This is a genomic window from Burkholderia sp. LS-044, assembly GCF_004803625.1.
GTDB classification, from domain to species: Bacteria; Pseudomonadota; Gammaproteobacteria; order Burkholderiales; family Burkholderiaceae; genus Burkholderia; species Burkholderia cepacia.
The window spans coordinates 326,790-349,026 of the sequence record NZ_SSWO01000003.1 but is presented as its reverse complement, the minus strand read 5'-3'; the positions used below and the strand labels follow the sequence as shown (position 1 = coordinate 349,026).

The window sequence follows — 22,237 nt, the reverse complement described above, 5'->3', positions numbered from 1 at the left end:
GTGAAGCGGGGCTTTTTGTTGCGTGCGAAACGACGCTCAGTTGTCGCCGTCCGGCGACTGGCTGGCCGTCGAGCCGTACAGCTTCACCTTCGAGCGATCGCGCAGCGCGGCGAGATACGCTTCGCCTTCGCTCTGCGCGTCGACCTGCGCCATCTGCTGCTGCGCGGCCGCCAGTTGCTGCGGATCGACCGCCGAACCCGGGATCACCGCGTTCACGCGATAGATCGCATAGCCGTCCGCGCCGAGATCGACACCGACGTAGGCCGGCAGCGTCTTCGCATCGACCTTGTAGACGGCGCTCAGCGCAGCCGGCGTCAGGCCCTGCGACTGCGTACGCGATACCTTCTGCGCGGCCGCGAACCCGTCGGTCGACTTCGACTTCTGCAGTTCGGCCAGCTTCGCCGCGCCGTCCTTCTTCGCGAGTTCGGCAGCCTGCTCGGCGACCACCTTCTGGCGCACGACGTCCTTGATCGCGTCGAGCGCGGGCACGGCAGCCGGCTTGTAGTCGGTCACACGCGCCGAGATCAGCGTGTTGTTGCCGACGTCGATCGCCTGCGTGTTGTTCTGGTTCTTCACCGAGTCGTTTGCGAACACGGCGGCCAGGAACTTCGGATTGTTCAGCGGGCTCGTCGGCGGCAACTGCGGATTCGGCGTCGGCGTGACGGTAGCCGTCTGGATCGTCAGCTTGTACTTGTCCGCGGCCGGCTGGAGCGTCTTCGCCTTTTCGTAGACGGTGGACGTGAAGCCTTCCGCGTTGTCCGTGAACGCCTTCGATGCGTACTGCTGCTTCAGGTCGGCTACGATCTGGTCCTTCACTTCCGCGAACGGCTTGACGGCCGCCGGCTTCACTTCCGTTGCCTTCAGGATGTGGAAGCCCAGATCCGACTGCACGACACCGCTCACATCGCCTTGCTTGAGCGCGAACGCGGCATCGTCGAACGCCTTGCCGCCCGCCGTCGAGCCGCGCGTGATGAAGCCGAGGTCGCCGCCCTTCGCGGCCGACGGCGCATCCTGCGAGTCCTTCTGCGCGATCTGCGCGAACTGGTCCGGGTGCGCCTTCACGTCGGCAAGCAGTTGCTCGGCCTTCGTCTTCGCTGCAGTCTTGTCGGCCGCGCTTGCGCTGCCCGGTGCGGCGATGAAGATGTGGCTCACGCGCACCTGCGCTTCGGTGCGGAAGTGCGTCGGGTTGTCATCGTAGAACTTCTTGATGTCCGCGTCGGTCGGCTGCGCGCTCGCGGCCGCTGCCGCCGGCGAATAGACGAGGTACTGGATCGTCGCGGTCTCCGGCGTCGCGAAGCTCTGCTTGTGCGCGTCGTAGTACGCGGCGAGCTGCGCGTCGGTCGGCTGGACCTTTGCGGCGAAGTCGCTCGTCTTCAGCACGAGCGCCTGCACTTCGCGCTGCTGCGCGGCGAGTTCGGACAGACGTTGCGCGAGGCTCTTCGGCGTGAACGCGCTCGACACGATGCTGGCCGGAATCTGCTGCAGCGCGAGGCTGTAGCGCACGCGCTCCTGATACTGCTCGGGCGTCATCCCCTGGAACGACAGCAGCTGCGCATAGCGCTCGACGTCGATCGACCCGTCGGGCTTCTTCAGCGACGCGATCATCGGATCGCTCATCAATGCGTCGCGCACGGCGTTGTCCGATGCGGTCAGGTGCAGACGTTGGGTCTCGTCGGCCAGCACGCGTTGCTGGATCAGGCCGTCGAGCACCTGCTTGCGGTGCTCGGGCGTATCGAACATCTTGATGTCGAACTGCCCGCCGAGTGCCTGGCGCGCCTGGTCGATCTGCTGGCGTAACGCGCCGTCGAATTCGACCCGCGTGATCTTGTGCCCGTTGACTGCCGCGACGTTCGCGCTATCGTCGAAGAAGCCGCGGAAGCCTTGGATCCCGACGAAACCCAGCCCCGGCAACACGATCAGGAGCAGGAGCGCCATCATCAGGCGCTGGTGATTACGGAAGAAATCGAGCATGCGTGACGGGAAAATTGGACAAAACGCCCGATATTACAACATACGGGGTGGAACGGGAGAAAAGCGGCGGCGCCCGCGGCGATCGCCACCGGGAGTACAAGCAAAAATACCCGTCTTTCAGAACCGACCACGCACCGTCACCCGCCTCTCCTCGCGAAGTTCGGAAAGCAGCTCGCCCAATGATCGCCCCCACCGCGGCCGCCCGGGCTCGCGGCAGCACACGATCACTCGTTCGCGGAGCGGCTTGCCTGATGCGGGGCTGGCGTCATTCGCGCCGACGACCGCACGGCACCGCCAGGGCCGCGAATCGAGCCAACGGAAGGCGCCCGACACGGGAGCACACGGCACAAGCCCGAGATGTACGTCCCGGCATGGGCCGAGAGAAACGTGACGACCGGAAAGGCGACAAGAATCAACCGCACGATGCCGATCGGTCGACACCGCCCTAACGAGTCGTCGGACTTTGCATATCGAAAATAGATCGTTCGTGCCGCATCGCAAGCCGGATACGCTTTTCGCGCCGTGCAATCCGTGCCACGCTCGTCGACGAAACGATGAACGGGTGCGGCCCATTCGACCATTCAACCCTACCGCACCACTCGATGAGTTTTCTTCACCACGCGCGCCTCGTCGCATTCGCTGCCTCTGTCGGCCTTCTCGCGGGCTGCAATGGGGAAAGTGTCGATAGCTCGGGCGTTTCGCCCGTCGCGACGAAAAATGCCGCAAACAGTGCCACGCTATTCACGATTCCGCTGTACCAGTTCTACGCAACCCGACAGAGCTACATCGCTCAGGGCCTTGCGCCGAATACGTTTGTGCACAGTCGGCAGCTGTCCGATGCTTCGTCCACCTCGGTGACGAAGCCCAATCACGACACGCTGTATTCCGTCGCCATGCTTCAACTGGACGCCGGTCCTGTTCAGATCGACACACCCGCCAGCGGCACCCGCTACTTCTCCCTCGCGCTGATGGACGCCTATACGAACAACTTCGCTATTCGCGGCACGAGCGCCGACAACGGTGTCGCGAAGGTCTTTTGGGTCGTGGGGCCGAACTGGCAGGGAACTGCCCCGGCAGGCGTCACCGTGCTCCGCTCGTCGACCAACGCGGTGTGGGCGTTGGCGCGGACTTACGTGAGCGATGCGAACGATTACCCCGCCGCGTGGGCCGTTCAGAATCAACTGGTCGTGTCGCGCCCCGCTGGAACCGGTGTCGCTGCGTGGGACAGCGTGGACACGCAAAAGCCGCCCGGTTATGCCAACTGGCCATCTTATTTTCAGTACGTGAACCGGCTCTTGAAAAAGAGTCCGCCGACGCCGCAGGATACGGCCGAGGCGCCGAACGCTCTCGACGTGACAGGTATAGGCCCGGCGCAGACCTTCAACGCGTCGTCCGCCGACATCGCATCGATCGACGCAGGCGCGGCAGAGGCGCTGGCGAGTCTGACGGGCGGCGGAACGCAGCAAGCCGCCGCCCAGACGAGTACCGGCTCGAATGGCTGGACAGGCGGCCCGGCCAACGTCGGCAACTATGGAACCCAGTACACGCTACGGGCGCGCGTTGCGCTGAACGGCCTCGGTGCGCTGCCCGGCAGCGAAGCGATCTACTACACCAGTACGGGAGCGGCGAACACGTCGGGGGCGAATTACGACGGCAACGGCGTCTATCAGATGACGTTCCCGGCGGGACAGCTTCCTCCGGCGCGCGCCTTCTGGTCATTGACGCTGTACGCCGGCACGAACCAGGCGCAGGCTTTCTTTTATCCGAATCCCGATCGAATCTATGCGCTGTCCTATCCGGCGTCGAACTTTCAGTTCACGAGCGACGGCTCGCTCGTGCTCACCATCAGCCATGTGCGACCCGCGAGCGTACCCGCCAGCAACTGGCTGCCGGCTCCTGCCGGCGCGTTCAATCTGACGCTGCGCACCTACTTGCCGGACGCCCCGCTCCTGAACGGAACCTACAAGTTGCCGCCGGTAATGCGCGTTCAGTAATACCGCCCCGCGCGAGCCGGAAAAACCGGCGCCTCTGCGGCGAGAAAGCATGAAAAACCCGCGACCACGTTCGAGCGGTCGCGGGTTTTTCATTCTGACGGCGGCGCGCCCCGGAAGCCGCGCAGACGATTTCCCCCGCCGTTTTTGCGTTCGGTTTGCGCCCGCGATCTGGCGCAAACCGAACGCACAAACAACAATGCCCGCACGAGGCGGGCATTGTTGTTTGTTTGGCGGAGCGGACGGGACTCGAACCCGCGACCCCCGGCGTGACAGGCCGGTATTCTAACCGACTGAACTACCGCTCCTTGGTCTGGCTGAATCAGGAAACTGGTGGGTGCTGAGGGGTTCGAACCCCCGACCTACGCCTTGTAAGGGCGCCGCTCTACCAGCTGAGCTAAGCACCCGTTTCCGATTCGTTCTGGCTGCGATCTGCGTTTCGGCATCAACAACCAGCGAGCCCGCAAGTTTAATTCATCCCCGATCATTTTGCAAAGCCCCGACGCGAATATTTTCCACGCTCGCGCATACGATTCCGGGGCGCATAAAAAAACCCGCGGCCAGGCCGCGGGTTTCGTGAACAACCGTCAGAACGAACGGCGCTCCGATGCTCAGTGCTTGACGAATTCCGTCGAGCCGGCATCCTTCGCCGCATCGGCGACCGGTGCCGCCGCCTTCGCCTCTTCTTCCGGCGGCAGCGGGGTCGGCGAACGCTCGAGCGCGAGTTCAAGCACCTTGTCGATCCAGCGGACCGGCACGATCTCGATCGCGTTCTTCACGTTGTCCGGAATCTCGGCGAGATCCTTGACGTTCTCTTCCGGGATCAGCACGAGCTTGATGCCACCGCGATGCGCTGCGAGCAGCTTCTCCTTCAGGCCACCGATCGGCAGAACTTCACCACGCAGCGTGATTTCGCCCGTCATCGCAACATCGGCACGCACCGGGATACCCGTCAGCACCGACACCAGCGCGGTCGTCATCGCACCGCCGGCGGACGGACCGTCCTTCGGCGTCGCGCCTTCCGGCACGTGGATGTGGATGTCCTGCTTCTCGAACGCTTCGTCCTTGATGCCCAGACGCCGCGAACGCGAGCGCACGACCGAACGTGCCGCCTCGACCGACTCCTTCATCACGTCGCCGAGCGAACCCGTACGGATCACGTTGCCCTTGCCCGGCATCACCGCGGCTTCGATCGTCAGCAGATCGCCACCGACTTCCGTCCACGCGAGGCCCGTCACCTGACCGACCTGGTTTTCCTTCGCCGCGAGGCCGAAGTCGTACTTGCGCACGCCGAGGAAGGTATCGAGGTTCTCGCCGTCGACCTTGATCGCGCCCGATGCCTTCTTCAGCAGCAGCATCTTCACGACCTTGCGGCAGATCTTCGACACTTCCCGCTCGAGCGAACGCACACCGGCTTCGCGCGTGTAGTAGCGGATGATGTCGCGGATCGCCTGCTCGGTGACCTCGATCTCGCCTTCCTTCAGCCCGTTGTTCTTCTTCTGCTTCGGCAGCAGGTAACGCTGGGCAATGCTGACCTTCTCGTCTTCCGTGTAGCCCGACAGACGGATCACTTCCATCCGGTCGAGCAGCGGCGGCGGGATGTTCAGCGAGTTCGACGTCGCGACGAACATCACGTCCGACAGGTCGAAGTCGACTTCGATGTAGTGGTCGGCGAACGTGTGGTTCTGTTCCGGATCGAGCACCTCGAGCAGCGCCGACGACGGATCGCCGCGGAAATCCATGCCCATCTTGTCGACTTCGTCGAGCAGGAAGAGCGGATTGCGCACGCCGACCTTCGTGAGGCTCTGCAGGATCTTGCCCGGCATCGAACCGATATACGTACGACGGTGGCCGCGGATCTCGGCTTCGTCACGCACGCCGCCGAGCGCCATCCGGACGAACTTGCGGTTCGTCGCACGGGCGATCGACTGGCCGAGCGACGTCTTGCCGACGCCCGGGGGCCCGACGAGGCACAGGATCGGCGCCTTGACCTTGTCCACGCGCTGTTGCACCGCGAGATACTCGAGGATGCGTTCCTTCACCTTCTCGAGGCCGAAGTGATCTTCGTCGAGCACCTGCTCGGCGTTCGACAGGTCGTTGTTGACCTTGCTCTTCTTGCGCCACGGCAGGCCGATCAGCGTGTCGATGTAGTTGCGCACGACGGTGGCTTCCGCCGACATCGGCGACATCAGCTTCAGCTTCTTCAGCTCCGCGTCGGCCTTCTTCTTCGCTTCCTTCGGCATGCGCGCGGCGTTGATGCGCTTCTCGAGTTCCTCGAGATCCGCACCCTCTTCGCCTTCGCCCAGTTCCTTCTGGATCGCCTTGACCTGTTCGTTCAGGTAGTACTCGCGCTGGCTCTTTTCCATCTGGCGCTTCACGCGCCCGCGGATGCGCTTTTCGACCTGCAGGATGTCGATCTCGGCTTCGAGTTGCGCGAGCAGGTGCTCGAGGCGCTCGATGACCGGGAACATCTCGAGGATGTGCTGCTTCTGGTCGAGCTTCAGCGGCAGGCGCTCGGCGATCATGTCGGCGAGGCGGCCGGCTTCGTCGATGCCCGACAGCGACGTGAGGATCTCCGGCGGGATCTTCTTGTTCAGCTTCACGTACTGGTCGAACTGCGACACGATCGCGCGGCGCAGCGCTTCCGTTTCAGCGCTGTCGGCGTGATCGGGCTCGAGCGGCATCACTTCGCAGGAGAATTGCGTTTCCTGCTCTTCGATCGACAACGCCTTCGCACGCTGCAGGCCCTCGACGAGCACCTTCACGGTGCCGTCCGGCAGCTTCAGCATCTGCAGGATGTTGGCGATACAACCGACCTCGTACATGTCCTTTTCGGTCGGTTCGTCCTTGGCCGCGGTTTTCTGGGCGACAAGCATGATGTGCTTGCCGCCTTCCATCGCTGCTTCGAGGGCCTTGATCGATTTCGGCCGGCCCACGAAGAGCGGAATGACCATGTGCGGGAAAACGACGACATCCCGCAGCGGCAGCAGCGGGAGCGTGATGCGTTCCGGCGGAAGAAGTTGGGTGCCTGACATTTCATTTCCCCATGAGTGGAATCAATTGTTCGGTAATTGAGGCCGCCACAACGAATTGCAAGCCTTCAAGTGCGGGAAATATTCGGTAAGAAAGTAACCACCGCGAGTCGAGTCAGAGTTACCCACAAGATAAACGAAAAAAAGCCGCCCACGGACTCATGAACGGCCTTTTTCGCAGAACATCGTCGGCAAGCCGGTCAGTTCGAACCCGCCACCTTCGGCGTGTCCTCGTAGATCAGCAAAGGCTTGCCGTCGCCATCGATGACGTTTTCGTCGATGATGACCTTGCTGACCCCTTTCATCGTCGGCAGCTCGTACATCACGTCGAGCAACGCCTGTTCGATGATCGAACGCAAACCGCGCGCGCCGGTCTTGCGGCGGATCGCCTTGCGGGCGACCGCCTGCAGCGCGCCCGGCCGGATCTCCAGCTCGACACGCTCCATCGCGAACAGCTTGTGATACTGCTTGACGAGCGCATTCTTCGGCTCGACCAGGATCTTCATCAGCGCCGCTTCATCGAGCTTGCCGAGCGTCGCGACCACCGGCAGGCGGCCGATCAATTCGGGGATCAGACCGAATTTGATCAGGTCTTCCGGCTCCGTTTCACGCAGCACTTCGCCCGCGTCACGCTCCTGCTTGCTCTTGACCGTCGCACCGAAGCCGATACCGGTTTTCTCGGTACGATCGGTGATCACCTTTTCGAGACCGTCGAACGCACCGCCGCAGATGAACAGGATGTTGGTCGTGTCGACCTGGATGAAATCCTGGTTCGGGTGCTTGCGGCCGCCCTGCGGCGGCACCGACGCCATCGTGCCCTCGACGAGCTTCAGCAGTGCCTGCTGGACGCCCTCGCCCGACACGTCGCGCGTGATCGACGGGTTGTCCGACTTGCGGCTGATCTTGTCGATTTCGTCGATGTAGACGATCCCGCGCTGGGCCTTGTCGACCTCGTAGTTGCAGTTCTGCAACAGCTTCTGGATGATGTTCTCGACGTCCTCGCCGACGTAGCCGGCTTCGGTCAGCGTCGTCGCATCGGCGATCACGAACGGCACGTTGAGCAACCGCGCGAGCGTCTGCGCGAGCAGCGTCTTGCCGGAGCCCGTCGGGCCGATCAGCAGGATGTTGCTCTTCGACAGCTCGACGTCATCCTTCTTGTCGAGATGCTTCAGGCGCTTGTAGTGGTTGTACACGGCCACCGCGAGGATCTTCTTCGCGCGCTCCTGGCCGATCACGTACTGATCGAGGATGTCGCGAATTTCCTGCGGGCTCGGCAGATCCGACCGGGACAGGCTGGCCTCGACGCCGGCGGCAGCCGCCTCGTCGCGAATGATTTCGTTGCAGAGGTCGATACATTCATCGCAGATGAACACCGACGGGCCCGCGATGAGTTTTTTCACCTCATGCTGGCTTTTTCCGCAAAACGAGCAATACAACAGCTTCTCGCTGTTCGAACCTTTTTTGTCCGCCATGAATGTAGAGCCTCCGGACAGGTAAATGACATGATACGCCGAATGCTCCGGGCACCGCGCCTAGGGCGCGACCGGAGCCGACCGGATGCGCTTGCCGCAGATGCTCTGGGCGTTCGGGAAGTCGCAGGGCGCCGCACGAATCGGGGCGGCACCCCACTTAAGCTCACGGGCGCTTCAGCAGCACCTGGTCGATCAGCCCGTACGCCTTCGCATCCTCGCTCGACATGAAGTTATCACGGTCGGTGTCGCGCGCGATGCGTTCGACGTCCTGGCCCGTGTGCTGCGCGAGCAACTGGTTCAGCCGCTCCTTCAGGTAGAGGATTTCGCGCGCCTGGATCTCGATGTCCGATGCCTGGCCGCGTGCGCCGCCGAGCGGCTGGTGAATCATCACGCGCGAGTTCGGCAGCGCGAAACGCTTGCCCTTCGCGCCCGACGCGAGCAGGAACGCGCCCATGCTGGCCGCGAGGCCCATGCACAGCGTCGACACGTCCGGCTTGATGAACTGCATCGTGTCGTAGATCGCCATGCCGGCCGACACCGACCCGCCCGGGCTGTTGATGTACAGGCTGATGTCCTTGTCGGGATTCTCGCTCTCGAGGAACAGCAACTGCGCGACCACGAGGTTGGCGGTCTGGTCGTTCACTTCGCCGACCATGAACACCAGGCGCTCCTTCAGGAGACGCGAATAGATATCGTACGAACGCTCGCCGCGGCCGCTCGTTTCGACGACGATCGGCACCAGCCCCAGCGCTTGCGCCTCGAAACCTTGCGGCGCGTTCGAAGCAAGCATGTCCAGCAATTCAGCGCGAGTGATCATTCAATGAACCTTGTTCGAATGGAAAATTGAACGGAAGGAAGCCGCCCGCTCAATCGCCATATTAATGGCAACCGTGCGCTTGACGTAAAAACGGCGTGCGGGCCGTCGCTCCGACAGCCGGCACGCCGCTAGAGCAACACTTACGCTTGCGCCGATGCGCTCGCGAGTGCTTCGAAGCTCACTTCCTTGTCCGTCACCTTCGCCTTGCCCAGCACGAAATCGACGACGTTGCTTTCAACGACGAACGCTTCCATCTCGGCGAGGCGCTGCTGGTTCGAATAATACCAGCGGACCACTTCCTTCGGGTCTTCGTAGCTCTTCGCGAACTCGTCGACTTCCGCGCGGATCTGTTCCGGCTTCGCTTCGAGGCCGTTCGACTTCACCAGCTCGGCCAGCACGAGGCCCAGCTTCACGCGGCGCTCTGCCTGCTCGGTGAACATCTCGGCCGGGATCGGTGCGTCCTTCGCGTTCGGCACGCCGCGCTGCGCCAGATCCTGGCGAGCCATTTCGACGAGGCGTTGCTGGTCCTGCTCGATCAGCGCCTTCGGCACGTCGAGTTCGGAGATCTTCAGCAGCGCGTCCATCACCTGGTTCTTGACGATCGATTGCGTGCGGCGCTTCGCTTCGCGCTCGAGGTTTTCCTTGATCTCGGCGCGCATCTTCGCGAGATCGCCGTCTTCGATGCCGAGCGACTTCGCGAATTCACCGTCGATTTCCGGCAGGTGCGGCCACTCGATCTTCTTCATCGTGACCGTGAACTGGGCCGTTTTGCCTGCCACGTCCTTGCCGTGGTAGTCGTCCGGGAACTTCAGGTCGAACGTGCGCGCTTCACCGACCTTCAGGCCCAGCGCCGCGGTTTCGAATTCCGGCAGCATGCGGCCTTCGCCGAGCACGAACGGGAAATCTTCGGCCGTGCCGCCCTGGAACGCGACGTCGTCGATCTTGCCGACGAAGTCGACCGTCACGCGGTCGCCGTTCTTCGCTGCGGTGTCCGCGCCGCCGTCGCCGTGCTCGCCGGCTTCGCCGCGTGCGTGGAAGTGCACGCGCTGCTTGCGCAGGATGTCCAGCGTGCGGTCGATTTCGGCGTCGCCGATCGACGTCGTCGAGCGCTCGACTTCAGCCGTCGCCAGATCGCCGATCTTGACTTCCGGGTAGACCTCGAACGTCGCGTCGAACGCGTATGCATCTTCAGCCTGCTCCTGCTTCGGCTCGAAGCTCGGCTGGCCGGCGACGCGCAGGTTTTCCGCGCGGCTGATCGTGAAGAATTCCTGGCCGATCTTGTCGCTCAGCACTTCCGCTTCGACCTGACCCGCGTACTGTTGCGCGACCATCTTCAGCGGCACCTTGCCCGGGCGGAAACCCGGCATGCGCACGTTCTTCGCGAGTTTCTGGATACGGGCGTCGATTTCCTTCTGCACGGTGTCTTTCGGCAGGGAAATCGTCACGCGGCGTTCAAGCTTGCCGAGGTTCTCAACAACGTTAGCCATGGCTTCAATCGTCCTAAAATTATTCGAGCGAATCGGGTTTTCCTTGCCGTGCCTGCCTGCGGCGTGATGTGCGTCACATACACTCGCCGCGCCGGAGCGCCACGCCATCCCTGCACGCGCCGGATGGCTAGCGCAAGCGGCTCGGAGCACGGCTTTGGCCGGAAGAATCGACTATTCTAGCAAACAATTTTCCTCACACCGCCAGATCGACGCGACGCGCGTGCGTCCGCACCGCGCCTGCAGCCCTTCGCACGGCAATGCGCGCGGATCGCCGCTATGCCGCATGGCGTATCCACCACGGGCCCGCCATCCTGTAAGCTCCGAATGAGGTGCACCGCCGTCGCGCCCCAATATTCTTCACACCAATCACGCCTTCCGGAGACACCATGCCGCAACACCCGTCCGCGCCTGTCGTCGTCATCGCGCCCGATTCGTTCAAAGGCTCGCTTTCCGCCGAGCAGGTCGCGGACGCGATCGCCACCGGCATCCGCCGCGCCCGGCCCGACGCCGTCGTGCGCTGCTGCCCGATGGCCGACGGCGGCGAAGGCACGCTCGACGCGATGCTGGCAGGCGGCGGCACGCGGCGCACGCTGCGGGTAGCCGGTGCGTCGCTCGCGGCGCGCGACGCAGCGGTCGGCGTGATCGACGCGCGCACCGCGATCGTCGAAACGGCCGAGATCGTCGGCATCACGGACCCGGTCGGCATGAGCGTGCCGGTCGACGCGCGCAGCACGCGCGGGATGGGCGAGGCGATCCGCACGCTGCTCGACGAAGGCGTGCGCCGCTTCTTCGTCGCACTGGGCGGCAGCAGCACCAACGACGCGGGCGCCGGGTTGCTCGCAGGCCTCGGCCTGCAGTGCTTCGACGCGGGCGGCCAGCCGGTCGAGCCCGTGCCGTCGCGGCTCGCCGACATCGCGCGCGTCGATGCGTCGGGGCTCGACCCACGGCTGAAGGAAACCGAATTCATCGGCATGTCCGACGTCGACAACCCGCTGACGGGCACGCACGGCGCAACCGCCGTGTTCGGCCCGCAAAAGGGCGTGACGCCCGAGCAGGTCGCCACCCTCGACGCCGCACTCGCCCGCTTCGCCGACCTGCTCGAAGGCGCGCTCGACCGTCGCGGCCGCGACCTGCCGGGCGCCGGTGCCGCGGGCGGCCTCGGATTCGCGCTGCACATGCTCGGTGCGCAATTCGAAGCGGGGGCCGAGGTGGTCGCGCGGCAGGTCGGGCTCGACGCGGCGCTCGCCGGCGCGGGCTGGCTGATCACCGGCGAAGGCCGCTCCGACGTACAGACGCTGCACGGCAAGGCGCCGTTCATCGCGTGCCGCCACGCGCAGGCCGCGGGCGTACCCGCGTCGCTGCTGTCCGGCGCGGTCGACCCGGCCGCGCTGCCGCGCCTGTCCGAACATTTTTCCGGCTGCTTCTCGCCGGCTCCCGGGCCGATCACGCTCGACGTCGCGATCCGCGACGCGGCCAATCTGCTCGCGAACGAAGCGGAGCAATTGACACGCCTGAAGTACGGCGCACACTGACCGTTGACCCGAGCGCGCGATACAGGAACAATCGGGCCCGCCCTTTTTCTTCAGGATTCGACATGAAAGGCCGTCAAGCCGGGCTCGATCAGTTTCTGACCTATCGCCTCCACGCGCTCACGAAGCGATCCGACCGCGGGATCGGCGAGGTGTACCGGCACAAGCTCGACATCTCGCTGCCCGAGGCGCGCGTGATCGCCGCCGTCGGCGCCTTCGGCCCGTTCTCGATCATGGATCTGGCGCGCCACACCAATCTCGACAAGAGCCAGGCGAGCCGGGCGGCCGAGGCGCTGCTGCGCCAGGGGCTGCTCGAACGCAGCGCAAGCGAGGAGGATGGCCGGATCGTGTTGATCGCGCTGACCGCCGACGGCCGCGCGCTGCATCGCAAGATCATGCCGATCGTGCGCAAGTGGAACGATGGCTTGCTCGCATGCCTGTCCGACAGCGAACGCCAGACATTCGAGCGGCTGCTCGACAAGGTCGTCGCGCACGCAATCGAGCGGGACGACTGACCGGCACGCGGGCACGACGCCCGCAGTATTGATCCGATGAATTCGACGGGCCGCCCCGGTCGCCACACCAGCGACGCGGGCGGCCCGCTTTGCGTGATGCGCTGCGCGCGGCAACCGGATTGCAGCGCGTCACCTCGCCGGCATCGCGCATGCAGCGGCCCTCCCGCACTTATAGCCCGCTGTTCGTCGCCCGCTGGCGCAGCAACCCGAGCACCGCGTCGCAATACGGGGTCGGCACGTCGAGCTTGCGCCCGAGCTCGGGAAACACACCGAGGATCGGCCCGATCTCGAGCGCGCGGCCCGCCTCGAAATCCTGCAGCATCGACGTCTTGAACGCACCGAGCTTGCGCGTGACCGCGATCCGCTCGGGCCCGCTCATCCCCGTCGACAGGCCGAGCTTCGCGCCGATCGCGGCCGCCTCCTCCATCATCCGCAGCGCGAGGCCCTGCGTGAACGGATCGTCGAGCAGCTGCTCGGCCGTCGACCCCGTCAGCGCGCTCAGCGGATTCATGTTCATGTTGCCCCACAGCTTCGTCCAGATCTCGGCCCGGATCGCCGGCGTCGACTCGACGTCGAAACCGCCCGCCGCGAGCGCCGCGGCAAACCGGGCAGCGGCCGTATCGAGCCGCGCATCGGGCGCACCGACGATCAGCCGGTTGCCGCGCCCGCGCCGCACGACGCCCGGCGCGTCGGTACTCGACGACAGGTGGACGACGCACCCGATCGCCTGTGCGGGCGGCAACGCCGCCGACACCGCGCCGGCCGGGTCGACCGCGTCGAGCGGCACGCCGTCGAGCGCGCCTTCGAGCCCGTGCGTGAACCACCACGGCAGCCCGTTCATCGCCGCGACGATCACGGTGTCCGGCCCGACCAGCGGCGCGATGCGCGCGGCCAATGCCGGCAGTGCCTGTGCCTTCAGCGCGATCACCACGTAGTCCTGCACGCCGAGCGCGGCCGCATCGTCACTCGCTCGCACCGGAACCGACGACGTCGTGCCCGCCTCGTCGATCACGCGCACGCCGTGCGCGTTCAGCGCGTCGAGCGTCGCGCCGCGCGCGTACGCGCTCACGGTCATCCCGGCCCGCGACAACGCGGCCGCGAGCAATCCGCCGATCGCGCCAACCCCGACCACCGCCGCGCGCACCGACCCTGAATTCGTGTCGTTCATGATGGAATTCCGTCTCCTGGGAGCTGACGAGCATAACGCTCAATGGTTGCGGGCACAACCATTCACGCGCCCCGTGCGACGCATGCGTCAGCGCGGCTCGCCGCCGGCTTCCACCGGTTCGTCGTTGGCCGCGCCGCCCGTCGCGCCGAGCACGCCGGCGATCTGGCTCTTGTCGTGCATGCCGAGCTTGCGGTACGCGCAGCGCAGGTAGTGGCGCACGGTCGTCGGCGAAATCGCCATCTGTTGCGCGACTTCCTTGTGCGAGCGCCCGGCGCCGTAATAGCGGATCGCCGCGAGCTCGCGCGGGCTCAGGCGGTCGAGCAGCGAGCGCGGCCGCGCCTCGATCTGGAACAGCCCCGCAACCGGCACGCACTGGATCCGCAACGCATCGCCGACGAACGGCTGGCCCGGCTGGCGCCGCAGGTGCGCAACGAGCGGCTCCGGCACGCGTGCACCGGCCCATGCCGGCCATTCGGTGCGCAGCACGTCGTCGAAACCATGATCGGCGTGATGCAGCACACCGAAGTTGTCGCACAACGCGCGGGCGGCCGGCGCGACCGCATCGCCACGCTCGCGCGTGAGCTGCGCGGCGCGATTGATCGTCAGCGCCGCCGCGAGATGCGGAATCACTTCCTCGAAACGGCGTGCATCGTCATCGCTGAACGGACGGTTCAGGCCCTGACGGTAGATCGACATGAACGTCGTCAGGCCGAAACGGCGATCGAGCGTGCACACGCACAACAGTTGCGCGAGCCCGTACTTCACGCACCAGTCGCGAAACCGTGCATCGAGCCCCGGCTCGACGACCGACAGCCGCACCGCATGGCCGTGTGCGCCGCGCAGCGTGCGGTGCGCGAGCGGGTCGCAATCGCGCACGCGCTTCCAGTCGCTGAAGAACGCGTGCGGCAAACGGTACAGGAAGCTGTTGTGCATCACCGGGCCGGTCGGCACATGCGTCGCGACGCCTGTCCACGCGGCGTCGAACGGAATGAGCGCCTGCAGCAGCGAAAAGAAGCGGTATTCGAATTCGCCGATGCCGGACCGCGCGGCAACCGCGTACAGGTCGAGCAGCATCAACCCAAGTTCGCGCTGCGATGCGTCGCCGCGCGTGACGCCGTCGAAATCCGCACGCCGGGACGGCAGCGGCGGCCAGGCGAAGTCGTCGAGCACGATGGCTGCCGGCACGTCACGCAGCGCTTCGAGATCCTGCCCGATATCCGTCGTGATCCTCACCTTCCGCTCCCCTGCCCGATCGGGCTGCTGACGTGCGCAACGACACCGGCCGATTATAGCGACCGGCTTTTTTGACAGGCCCCGGTGCCGGAACCGGCGCCAGCCCCATCCATTTGAACGGTACGCGGCACGTTGCTGCTCCGCAGCACGCCGCGCGACGCCAGCGCGTCGCGACCATGCCGCGCACCTCGGGTTTTCCGCACCGTTCATCTGTACGACTGTTCGAAGGTTTTCCCGCTGCGGACACTGCGTCGCGACAACACCAACGACAAACCGATGCAGGACGGTATGGAGAACCCCACGTGACGAAACCCCGCTTCATCCGCACGGCCGCGGCCGTCGCGACGCTTGCCGCGTGCGGCGCAGGCGCGCATGCGCAGTCGACCCTCACGCTGTACGGCGCGCTCGATGCCGGCGTGCAATACCTGACGCATGCCGACGGGCGCCATTCGGCCGTGCAGTTGCAGAACTACGGCATCCTGCCTTCTCAGGTCGGGCTGAAGGGAAACGAGGATCTCGGCGGCGGCTGGCGTGCGCTGTTCAAGCTCGAACAGGGCCTCAACCTCAACGACGGCACCGCGACCGTGCCCGGCTACGCGTTCTTCCGCGGCGCGTACGTCGGCATCGCCGGGCCCGCGGGCACCGTCACACTCGGCCGTCAGTTCAGCGTGCTGTTCGACAAGACGCTGTTCTACGACCCGCTCTGGTACGCGTCGTACAGCGGCCAGGGCGTCATCGTGCCGATGAACGCGAACTTCATCGACCACTCCGTCAAGTACCAGTCGCCGACGTTCGCCGGCTTCGACGTCGAGGCGCTTGCCGCGACGTCCGGCGTCGCCGGCAATACGCGCGCCGGACGCGTACTCGAACTCGGCGGCCAGTACACGAGCAACGGCCTGTCGGTCAGCGCGGTGCTGCATCAGGCACACGGCGAGGTATCGGCGGCCGACGACACGTCGGCGCGCCGCCGCGAACTCGGCACGCTCGCCGCGCGCTATGCGTTCGCCGCGCTGCCGCTCACCGTCTATGCAGGTGTCGAACGCCTGACCGGCGACCTCGACGCCGCGCGCACGATCGTCTGGGGCGGTGCGCGCTACCTGACACCGAACGGGATCGGCCTGAACGCGGGCGTCTACCACACCGACTCGCGCGCGCCGGCCATCGGCCACCCGACGCTGTTCATCGCGAGCACCACGTATGCGCTGTCGAAACGCACCGTCGCCTACGTGAACCTCGGCTATGCGCGCAACAGCGGCCAGAGTTCGCAGACCGTCTACGAATACGACCCGACGCCGCTCGCCGGCGCATCGCAGTTCGGCGCGATGGTCGGCATGTACCACCTGTTCTGATTCCCCACACGAGATCCCGCCATGAAAACCCTGTCCCCGGATGCCGCACTCCCGCCCGACGGCCGCGCATCGGCCTTCGCGCGCTCGACGCTCGTCGCGCTCGTCGTGTTCGCGGCCATCACGCCGCTGCTGCTGCTCGTGGCGCCCGCCGTCGCCGGCCAGCTCGCGACGCAGCTCGGGCTGTCCGCCTCGCAGATCGGCACCTACTTCTTCGTCGAACTCGGCGCGTTCAGCCTCGCGACCGTGCCGTCGTACCTGTGGCTCGGTCGCATCGACGCTCGCCGCGTGGCCGCGTTCGCCATCGCGCTGTTCGGCGCGGGCAACCTGCTGACCGCGCTGTGGATGCCGGGCTTCGTCGCGCTGCTCGCACTGCGCGCCGTGACCGCGCTCGGCGGCGGTTCGCTGATGGTGCTCTGCATGACGAGCGCCGCAACGAGCGAGAACAGCGACCGCGTGTACGGCCTGTGGGTCGTCGGTCAGTTGATCGCGGGCGCGATCGGCCTGTTCGTGCTGCCGCACGTGTTCGCGGCATTCGGGCTGCGCGCGCTGTACGTCGCGCTCGCCGGGCTCGCGCTGCTCGCCGCGCCGCTGTCGCGCGGCTTCCCGTCATCGCTGGGCGCACGAACCGCGCCTGCGCAACGCGCGCGCGGCGCGGCGGCACGGACGCCGCAAGGCTTGATCGTGCTCGCGATCGGCGCGGTGCTGACGTTCTATCTCGCGATCGGCAGCGTGTGGACGTTCGCGAGCCGCGCCGCGGCCGAAGCCGGGCTCGATCCGCAGTCGACCGGCAACGTACTCGCGATCGCGAGCGTGATGGGCATCGCCGGCGCGGCGCTCGCGTCGTGCGCGGGCGGCCGGCTCGCGCGGCGCGCCATGCTGACGGCCGGTTATGCGCTGCTGGCGGCCTCGCTCGTCGCGCTCGCCGTGGTGCGGCAAGCCGGCGGTTACAGCGCGGCGATCTTCGCGTTCAAGTTCGCGTGGACGTTCGTCCTGCCGTTCATCCTCGCGACCGTCGCGCAGATCGACACGTCGGGGCGCCTCGTGGCCACGCTCAATTTCGTGATCGGCGCCGGCCTCGCTGCCGGCCCGTTGCTCGCCGGGCTGATGCTCGACGCCGGCGGCACGATGCACGCGCTGTTCACGGCCGCGACGGCCGTCGCTATCGTGTCTTTCGCCGCGCTGCGCCACATCGATCGCCGCACGCACGCCTCCGTTTCCTCCCAACCGTGACAGGTCTCGCACATCCATGAATCGCACTGCCTTTTTCACCGACGAACGCACTTTCTGGCACACCGGCGGCACGCATGCGCTGTTCTTCCCGGTCGGCGGCTGGGTCCAGCCGCCGTCGAGCGCGGGCTACGCGGAATCGCCCGATTCGAAGCGCCGTTTCCTGTCGCTCGTGCAGGCCTCGGGCCTGGCCGCGCAGCTCGACCTGCGCGGCGCCGAACCGGCAACGACCGCCGACCTGCTGCGCATTCATCCCGCGCACTATCTCGACGCGTTCCGCGCACTCAGCGACGCGAACGGCGGCGACCTCGGCGATCTCGCGCCGTTCGGCAAAGGGAGCTACGAGATCGCCGCGCTATCTGCCGGCCTTGCGATCGCGGCCGTCGATACGGTCGTCGGCGAGCGCGCGGCCAACGCGTTCTCGCTGTCGCGGCCGCCCGGTCACCACTGCCTGCGCGATCGCCCGATGGGCTTCTGCATGCTGGCGAACATCCCGATCGCTATCGAGGCCGCCCGCGCGAAACACGGCATCGAGCGCGTCGCGGTGATCGACTGGGACGTGCATCACGGCAACGGCACGCAGTCGATCTACTACGACGATCCGGACACGCTGACGATCTCGCTGCATCAGGACCGCTGCTTCCCGCCCGGCTATAGCGGCGCGGACGATCGCGGCGAAGGCGCGGGGGTCGGCGCGAACCTGAACGTGCCGCTGCTCGCGGGCAGCGGCGACGATGCCTATCGGTACGCGTTCGAGCGGATCGTGCTGCCGGCGCTGGCGCGTTTCCGGCCCGAGCTGATCGTCATCGCCAGCGGCCTCGACGCGAGTGCGGTCGATCCGCTCGCGCGCATGCAGTTGCATACCGACAGCTACCGGTTCATGACGCGTGCGGTGAAGGATGCCGCGCAGCGCCATTGCGGCGGGCGGCTCGTGATCGTTCACGAAGGCGGCTATTCGGAGGCGTACGTACCGTTCTGCGGGCTCGCGATCGTCGAGGAACTGGCCGGCATTCGTACCGACGTCGCCGATCCGATGCTCGACCTCGCGATCGCGCAGCAGCCGGGCGAACGGTTCGTCGCGTTCCAGCGCGGGCTGCTCGACGAACTGGCGGCATCGTTCGGGTTGTAATGCGCGCTGACGAACGCGACGGAGGGCGGCCGGCGGCGGCCCTCTTGCGCGATCGGAGCGGATGGGGTCTCCTGTGCCTTTATTCCCGTTCCGGCCCGAAGCCGTACTCTTCCGATGAAATCGTCCCCGCGCGACAACAATGACGATGCCAAGACGCGCCGCCAGCCTTCGAAACTGGCCCTGAACATCGCCGCCGTGACGGTCGGCCTCATCACGTTCGCGCTCGGCGCGGCGTGGGTGATCTATAGCTGGATCGTCGATCGCGAAGCGCAGTATTTCGCGATCCCGCTGGTTTTTTCGGTGCCGGTGATCGTGGCGGTCGCGATCCGGAGTTTCTGGGAATAGACGCGCCTGAAACGGCGAAGCGCCGCGAGTCGGGTGACGCGCGGCGCTTCGTCGGGCTTGTTCCGGATGACGCGGCGAGCCCCTCGACTCGCCTGCGCGCCGGTCACAGGCCGGGACGCGGGCACGGATTGGAGACCGCGCCCTGATACCCACCGGTGACGGCGCCCAGCACGGCGCCGGCCAGCGACGTGCCGAGCGCTTTCAGCACGTTTTCGGTCGACAGCGACTCGCCGCCCGACATCACCCGCCCCGAGTACGCAGAGCACGCCGACGTCGATGCAGCCGCGTGCACCGGTCTGGCGCTCCATGCGACGTTGTCGGCAGGTGTATTGGCAAACGCCGGCGCGGCCAGCATCAGCGCCAGAACGGAAATCGGGATGCGTACGGTGTTTTTCATCGGTGGCCCCTCGGTGTTCTCGTACTTCTTGTATTCGATCGCGCTGACGATATTACATGCGGCCGAATTTGAGGGTGCGCTCCTCGTACGGCTGCACGTCCGCGAACAAGACAGGCATCAACAAAAAAGCGCTGCGGTCAGCCGACCGGCAGCGCTTTTTCGGGAACAGCACCCCGACGAGTGCATGTTCGACTTCTGGTGCGTGAGGCCGGACTCGAACCGGCACACCCTTGCGGGCGTCAGGACCTAAACCTGGTGCGTCTACCAATTTCGCCACTCACGCGCATTTTCCATCGCCCAACTACGCGGCACGCAAGATGCTTTGCCGCGCGCCCGGGACATCGCGCCGGCCTCGAGCCGGCACGCCCGATCAGGCGAGCGCGAGATTCTACCCGATCCGGGCGGCGTTGTCTCGCCCCGCCGGCGCCCGTCGTGCGGCGGTGCTAGAATGCCGCGCTCGACGTTTCGGCACCGCGCCGCCGCGCGTCCCCCGAACCCGCCCCCACACGATTCCGCCCGTGAACTTCGACGACTACTGTCAGCAAAAGGCCGCCCCTGCGGGCTCCAGCGTCTACTACGCGTTGCGTCAGGCGCCGCTCGCCACGCAACCGCGCCTGACCGCGCTGTTCGCATTGCGCCGCGAACTCGAGGAAACCGTCAAGGAAACCAGCGACCCGACCGTCGGACACACGAAGCTCGCGTGGTGGCACAAGGAACTCGCGGCGCTGGCGGACGGACAGCCGTCGCATCCGGTCACGAAGGCGCTCGCGCAGCATCACCCCGCGATTACCGCCGAAGCCGACGCGTTGCGCACGCTCGTCAACGGCTACGGGATGGATCTCGAACAGGCGCGCTACCTCGATTTCGCGAATCTGCAGCGCTACATCGCGCAGGTCGGCGGCACCTTCGCGTCGCTGGTCGCGCGCGCCAGTTCGGCGAACCCGGCCGACCCGCAGCCGTGGGCCGCGGACGCCGGCCGCGCGCTGATGCTCGCGCAGTTCGTGCAGGAACTCGGCAACGACGCGCGCCATGGCCGCATCTACCTGCCGATCGACGAACTGCAGCGCTACAACGTGACGGCGGCCGACCTGCTGAACCGTCGCTACAGCCCGGCGTTCACCGAGCTGCTGCAATTCCAGACGGCACGGGCGCGCGAAGCGCTTGCGGCCGCCGAAGCGGCGATCCCCGCGTCCGGGCGCCGCGCACAGCGCACGCTGCGCGCGCAGATCGCGCTGGCCGGCGCGCTGCTCGACGAAATCGAGCGCGACGACTACCAGGTGCTGCACCAGCGCATTGCGCTGACGCCGATCCGCAAGCTGTGGATCGCGTGGCGCGCCGCGCGCCGCCGCTGAACGTCACGACGCATCACGCCTTCAACAACGGCAGCGTGTCGAAGCGCTGCTGCAGCACGCGCGTCGCATCGAGCCCCCACCACGGCCCGAGCACGGTCGCATAAAGCTGGCGGAAATCGACCGCGACCGGCAGGTTGCCGTTGCCGTCGAGCCGCCCGAGCGCCGGCGGTGCGCCGTACAGCCCGCCGGCCACGCGACCGCCCATCACGAAATGCGGCGCGGCCGTGCCGTGATCGGTGCCGTTGCTCTGGTTCTCCCGCACGCGCCGCCCGAATTCCGCGTACGTCATCACGAGCGTCTGGTTCCAGCGCCCGAGTTCGATCAATGCGCCGCGCATCGCGCTCATCCCTTCCGCGAACTGCTTGAGCAGCGCGGCCTGCTGCCCCGGCTGGTTCTGGTGCGTGTCGAAGCCGTTGAGCGTCAGGCGCAGCACCGCGACACCATCCTGCGCGCCGGGCCCGGACGCTTCGCACGCGGCCAGCACCTGCATCGCGGTCTTCACCGACGTGCCGAACGCGCCGGCCGGAAAAGCCGTCCGGAATTCGCGCATCCCGCCGCGCGGGCGCAGCCGGTCGGCGGCCTTCACGATGTCGTTCTCGACGTCGATGATGTGTGCGAGCGCGGGGTTCTGCTCGCGCAGCGACGACGGCTCGGCGAGGCGGGCCGCACGGATGAACTGCGCGGGATTGACGAGCGCGATCGCGCGCGCGCCGTTCGCGAGCGGCCCCATCTCGGCGCTGCCGAGCACGACGCCGTCCGCCGCGAACCCGGGCGGCACCGGCGCCTGCGCGAACGTCCGCGTGAGCCAGCCTTCGTGCAGGTACTGGTCGGAGCGTGACGCGGTATCCCAGATCTCGATCGAGCGGAAATGCGACAGGTTCGGCTGCGGATAACCGACGCCCTGCACGACCGCGACTTGCCCGTCGCGCCACAGCGGCATCAGCGGCGCGAGCGACGGATGCAGCCCCGTGTGCGCGTCGAGTTGCAGCACCTGCTCGCGCTTGATGCCGATGCTGCGCCGGAACTGGTAATACAGCGGATCGGCATACGGCACCACCGTGTTGAGGCCATCGTTGCCGCCCTTCAGCTCGACGAGGATCAGCACGTTCGCATACCCTGCCGCCGGCTGCCGTCCGGTCGCAGCCATCGCGGGCGCCTGCCACAGCGACACGCCGGCTGCGGCCGCGGCGCCCGTCAGCGTCAGAAAATCACGTCGGTTCATC

17 protein-coding genes and 3 tRNA genes are annotated in these 22,237 nt (G+C 66.3%); 8 read left to right on the top strand and 12 right to left on the bottom strand.

Annotation, left to right across the window (positions count from 1 at the left end; genetic code table 11):
* Positions 1-36 precede the first annotated feature (36 nt).
* Positions 37-1,971, bottom strand: coding sequence for a SurA N-terminal domain-containing protein (locus E9536_RS10045; protein WP_136469805.1), 1,935 nt, complete (start codon positions 1,969-1,971; stop codon positions 37-39).
* A gap of 602 nt (positions 1,972-2,573) precedes the next feature.
* Between E9536_RS10045 and E9536_RS10040 the strand changes: the two genes are divergently transcribed.
* Positions 2,574-3,965 (top strand): DUF1254 domain-containing protein, encoded by a 1,392-nt coding sequence (locus E9536_RS10040; RefSeq protein ID WP_168799514.1) that lies wholly within the window; start codon positions 2,574-2,576, stop codon positions 3,963-3,965.
* A gap of 228 nt (positions 3,966-4,193) precedes the next feature.
* Here the strand turns inward: E9536_RS10040 and E9536_RS10035 are convergent.
* The 6 genes from E9536_RS10035 to tig form a co-directional block, all read right to left on the bottom strand.
* A tRNA-Asp gene (locus E9536_RS10035) sits at positions 4,194-4,270 on the bottom strand.
* A 23-nt stretch (positions 4,271-4,293) separates the two neighbouring features.
* Positions 4,294-4,369, bottom strand: a tRNA-Val gene (locus tag E9536_RS10030).
* Between the two features lie 204 nt (positions 4,370-4,573).
* Entirely contained in the window at positions 4,574-6,997 is a 2,424-nt protein-coding gene (gene lon / locus E9536_RS10025; protein ID WP_011352361.1) for an endopeptidase La, read from the bottom strand.
* A 197-nt stretch (positions 6,998-7,194) separates the two neighbouring features.
* On the bottom strand, positions 7,195-8,466 hold the full coding sequence (gene clpX, locus E9536_RS10020; RefSeq protein WP_006489345.1) for an ATP-dependent Clp protease ATP-binding subunit ClpX: 1,272 nt from the start codon (positions 8,464-8,466) through the stop codon (positions 7,195-7,197).
* Between the two features lie 163 nt (positions 8,467-8,629).
* Positions 8,630-9,283 (bottom strand): ATP-dependent Clp endopeptidase proteolytic subunit ClpP, encoded by a 654-nt coding sequence (clpP, locus tag E9536_RS10015; protein WP_010092137.1) that lies wholly within the window; start codon positions 9,281-9,283, stop codon positions 8,630-8,632.
* Between the two features lie 140 nt (positions 9,284-9,423).
* A complete protein-coding gene (tig, locus tag E9536_RS10010; protein ID WP_027787157.1) occupies positions 9,424-10,770 on the bottom strand; it encodes a trigger factor in 1,347 nt (448 codons plus the stop codon).
* A gap of 386 nt (positions 10,771-11,156) precedes the next feature.
* Between tig and E9536_RS10005 the strand changes: the two genes are divergently transcribed.
* Together E9536_RS10005 and E9536_RS10000 are read left to right on the top strand one after the other, a co-directional pair.
* Complete coding sequence (locus E9536_RS10005) at positions 11,157-12,302, top strand: glycerate kinase (protein ID WP_136469803.1); 1,146 nt, start codon at positions 11,157-11,159, stop codon at positions 12,300-12,302.
* A gap of 62 nt (positions 12,303-12,364) precedes the next feature.
* A complete protein-coding gene (locus E9536_RS10000; protein WP_021160399.1) occupies positions 12,365-12,814 on the top strand; it encodes a MarR family transcriptional regulator in 450 nt (149 codons plus the stop codon).
* Positions 12,815-12,983: 169 nt separating this feature from the next.
* On the opposite strand, the gene E9536_RS09995 is transcribed toward E9536_RS10000, so the two are convergent.
* Together E9536_RS09995 and E9536_RS09990 are read right to left on the bottom strand one after the other, a co-directional pair.
* A complete protein-coding gene (locus tag E9536_RS09995; protein ID WP_059490001.1) occupies positions 12,984-13,982 on the bottom strand; it encodes a 2-dehydropantoate 2-reductase in 999 nt (332 codons plus the stop codon).
* A gap of 87 nt (positions 13,983-14,069) precedes the next feature.
* Positions 14,070-15,215: a helix-turn-helix transcriptional regulator gene (locus E9536_RS09990; protein ID WP_136469802.1), complete on the bottom strand. Its 1,146-nt coding sequence runs from the start codon at positions 15,213-15,215 to the stop codon at positions 14,070-14,072.
* 302 nt (positions 15,216-15,517) lie between these two features.
* On the opposite strand from E9536_RS09990, the gene E9536_RS09985 reads away from it, so the two are divergent.
* The 4 genes from E9536_RS09985 to E9536_RS09970 all read left to right on the top strand — a co-directional run bounded on the left by E9536_RS09985 (position 15,518) and on the right by E9536_RS09970 (position 19,265).
* Positions 15,518-16,564 carry a porin gene (locus E9536_RS09985; RefSeq protein WP_119338197.1) on the top strand — a complete coding sequence of 349 codons (1,047 nt, stop codon included), beginning with the start codon at positions 15,518-15,520 and terminating at the stop codon, positions 16,562-16,564.
* 21 nt (positions 16,565-16,585) lie between these two features.
* Positions 16,586-17,794: an MFS transporter gene (locus E9536_RS09980; RefSeq protein WP_136469801.1), complete on the top strand. Its 1,209-nt coding sequence runs from the start codon at positions 16,586-16,588 to the stop codon at positions 17,792-17,794.
* Positions 17,795-17,810: 16 nt separating this feature from the next.
* Positions 17,811-18,920 carry a class II histone deacetylase gene (locus E9536_RS09975; protein WP_060174331.1) on the top strand — a complete coding sequence of 370 codons (1,110 nt, stop codon included), beginning with the start codon at positions 17,811-17,813 and terminating at the stop codon, positions 18,918-18,920.
* Between the two features lie 114 nt (positions 18,921-19,034).
* Positions 19,035-19,265, top strand: coding sequence for a hypothetical protein (locus tag E9536_RS09970; RefSeq protein ID WP_021160392.1), 231 nt, complete (start codon positions 19,035-19,037; stop codon positions 19,263-19,265).
* A gap of 103 nt (positions 19,266-19,368) precedes the next feature.
* Here E9536_RS09970 and E9536_RS09965 read toward each other — a convergent pair whose 3' ends face one another.
* Both E9536_RS09965 and E9536_RS09960 read right to left on the bottom strand, forming a co-directional pair.
* Positions 19,369-19,662 (bottom strand): hypothetical protein, encoded by a 294-nt coding sequence (locus tag E9536_RS09965; RefSeq protein WP_136469800.1) that lies wholly within the window; start codon positions 19,660-19,662, stop codon positions 19,369-19,371.
* Between the two features lie 196 nt (positions 19,663-19,858).
* Positions 19,859-19,945, bottom strand: a tRNA-Leu gene (locus E9536_RS09960).
* Between the two features lie 235 nt (positions 19,946-20,180).
* Here E9536_RS09960 and hpnD point away from each other — a divergent pair.
* Positions 20,181-21,014: a presqualene diphosphate synthase HpnD gene (hpnD, locus tag E9536_RS09955; RefSeq protein WP_027787149.1), complete on the top strand. Its 834-nt coding sequence runs from the start codon at positions 20,181-20,183 to the stop codon at positions 21,012-21,014.
* Positions 21,015-21,027: 13 nt separating this feature from the next.
* Here hpnD and E9536_RS09950 read toward each other — a convergent pair whose 3' ends face one another.
* A complete protein-coding gene (locus E9536_RS09950; protein ID WP_027787148.1) occupies positions 21,028-22,236 on the bottom strand; it encodes a DUF1501 domain-containing protein in 1,209 nt (402 codons plus the stop codon).
* Position 22,237: the final 1 nt, after the last annotated feature.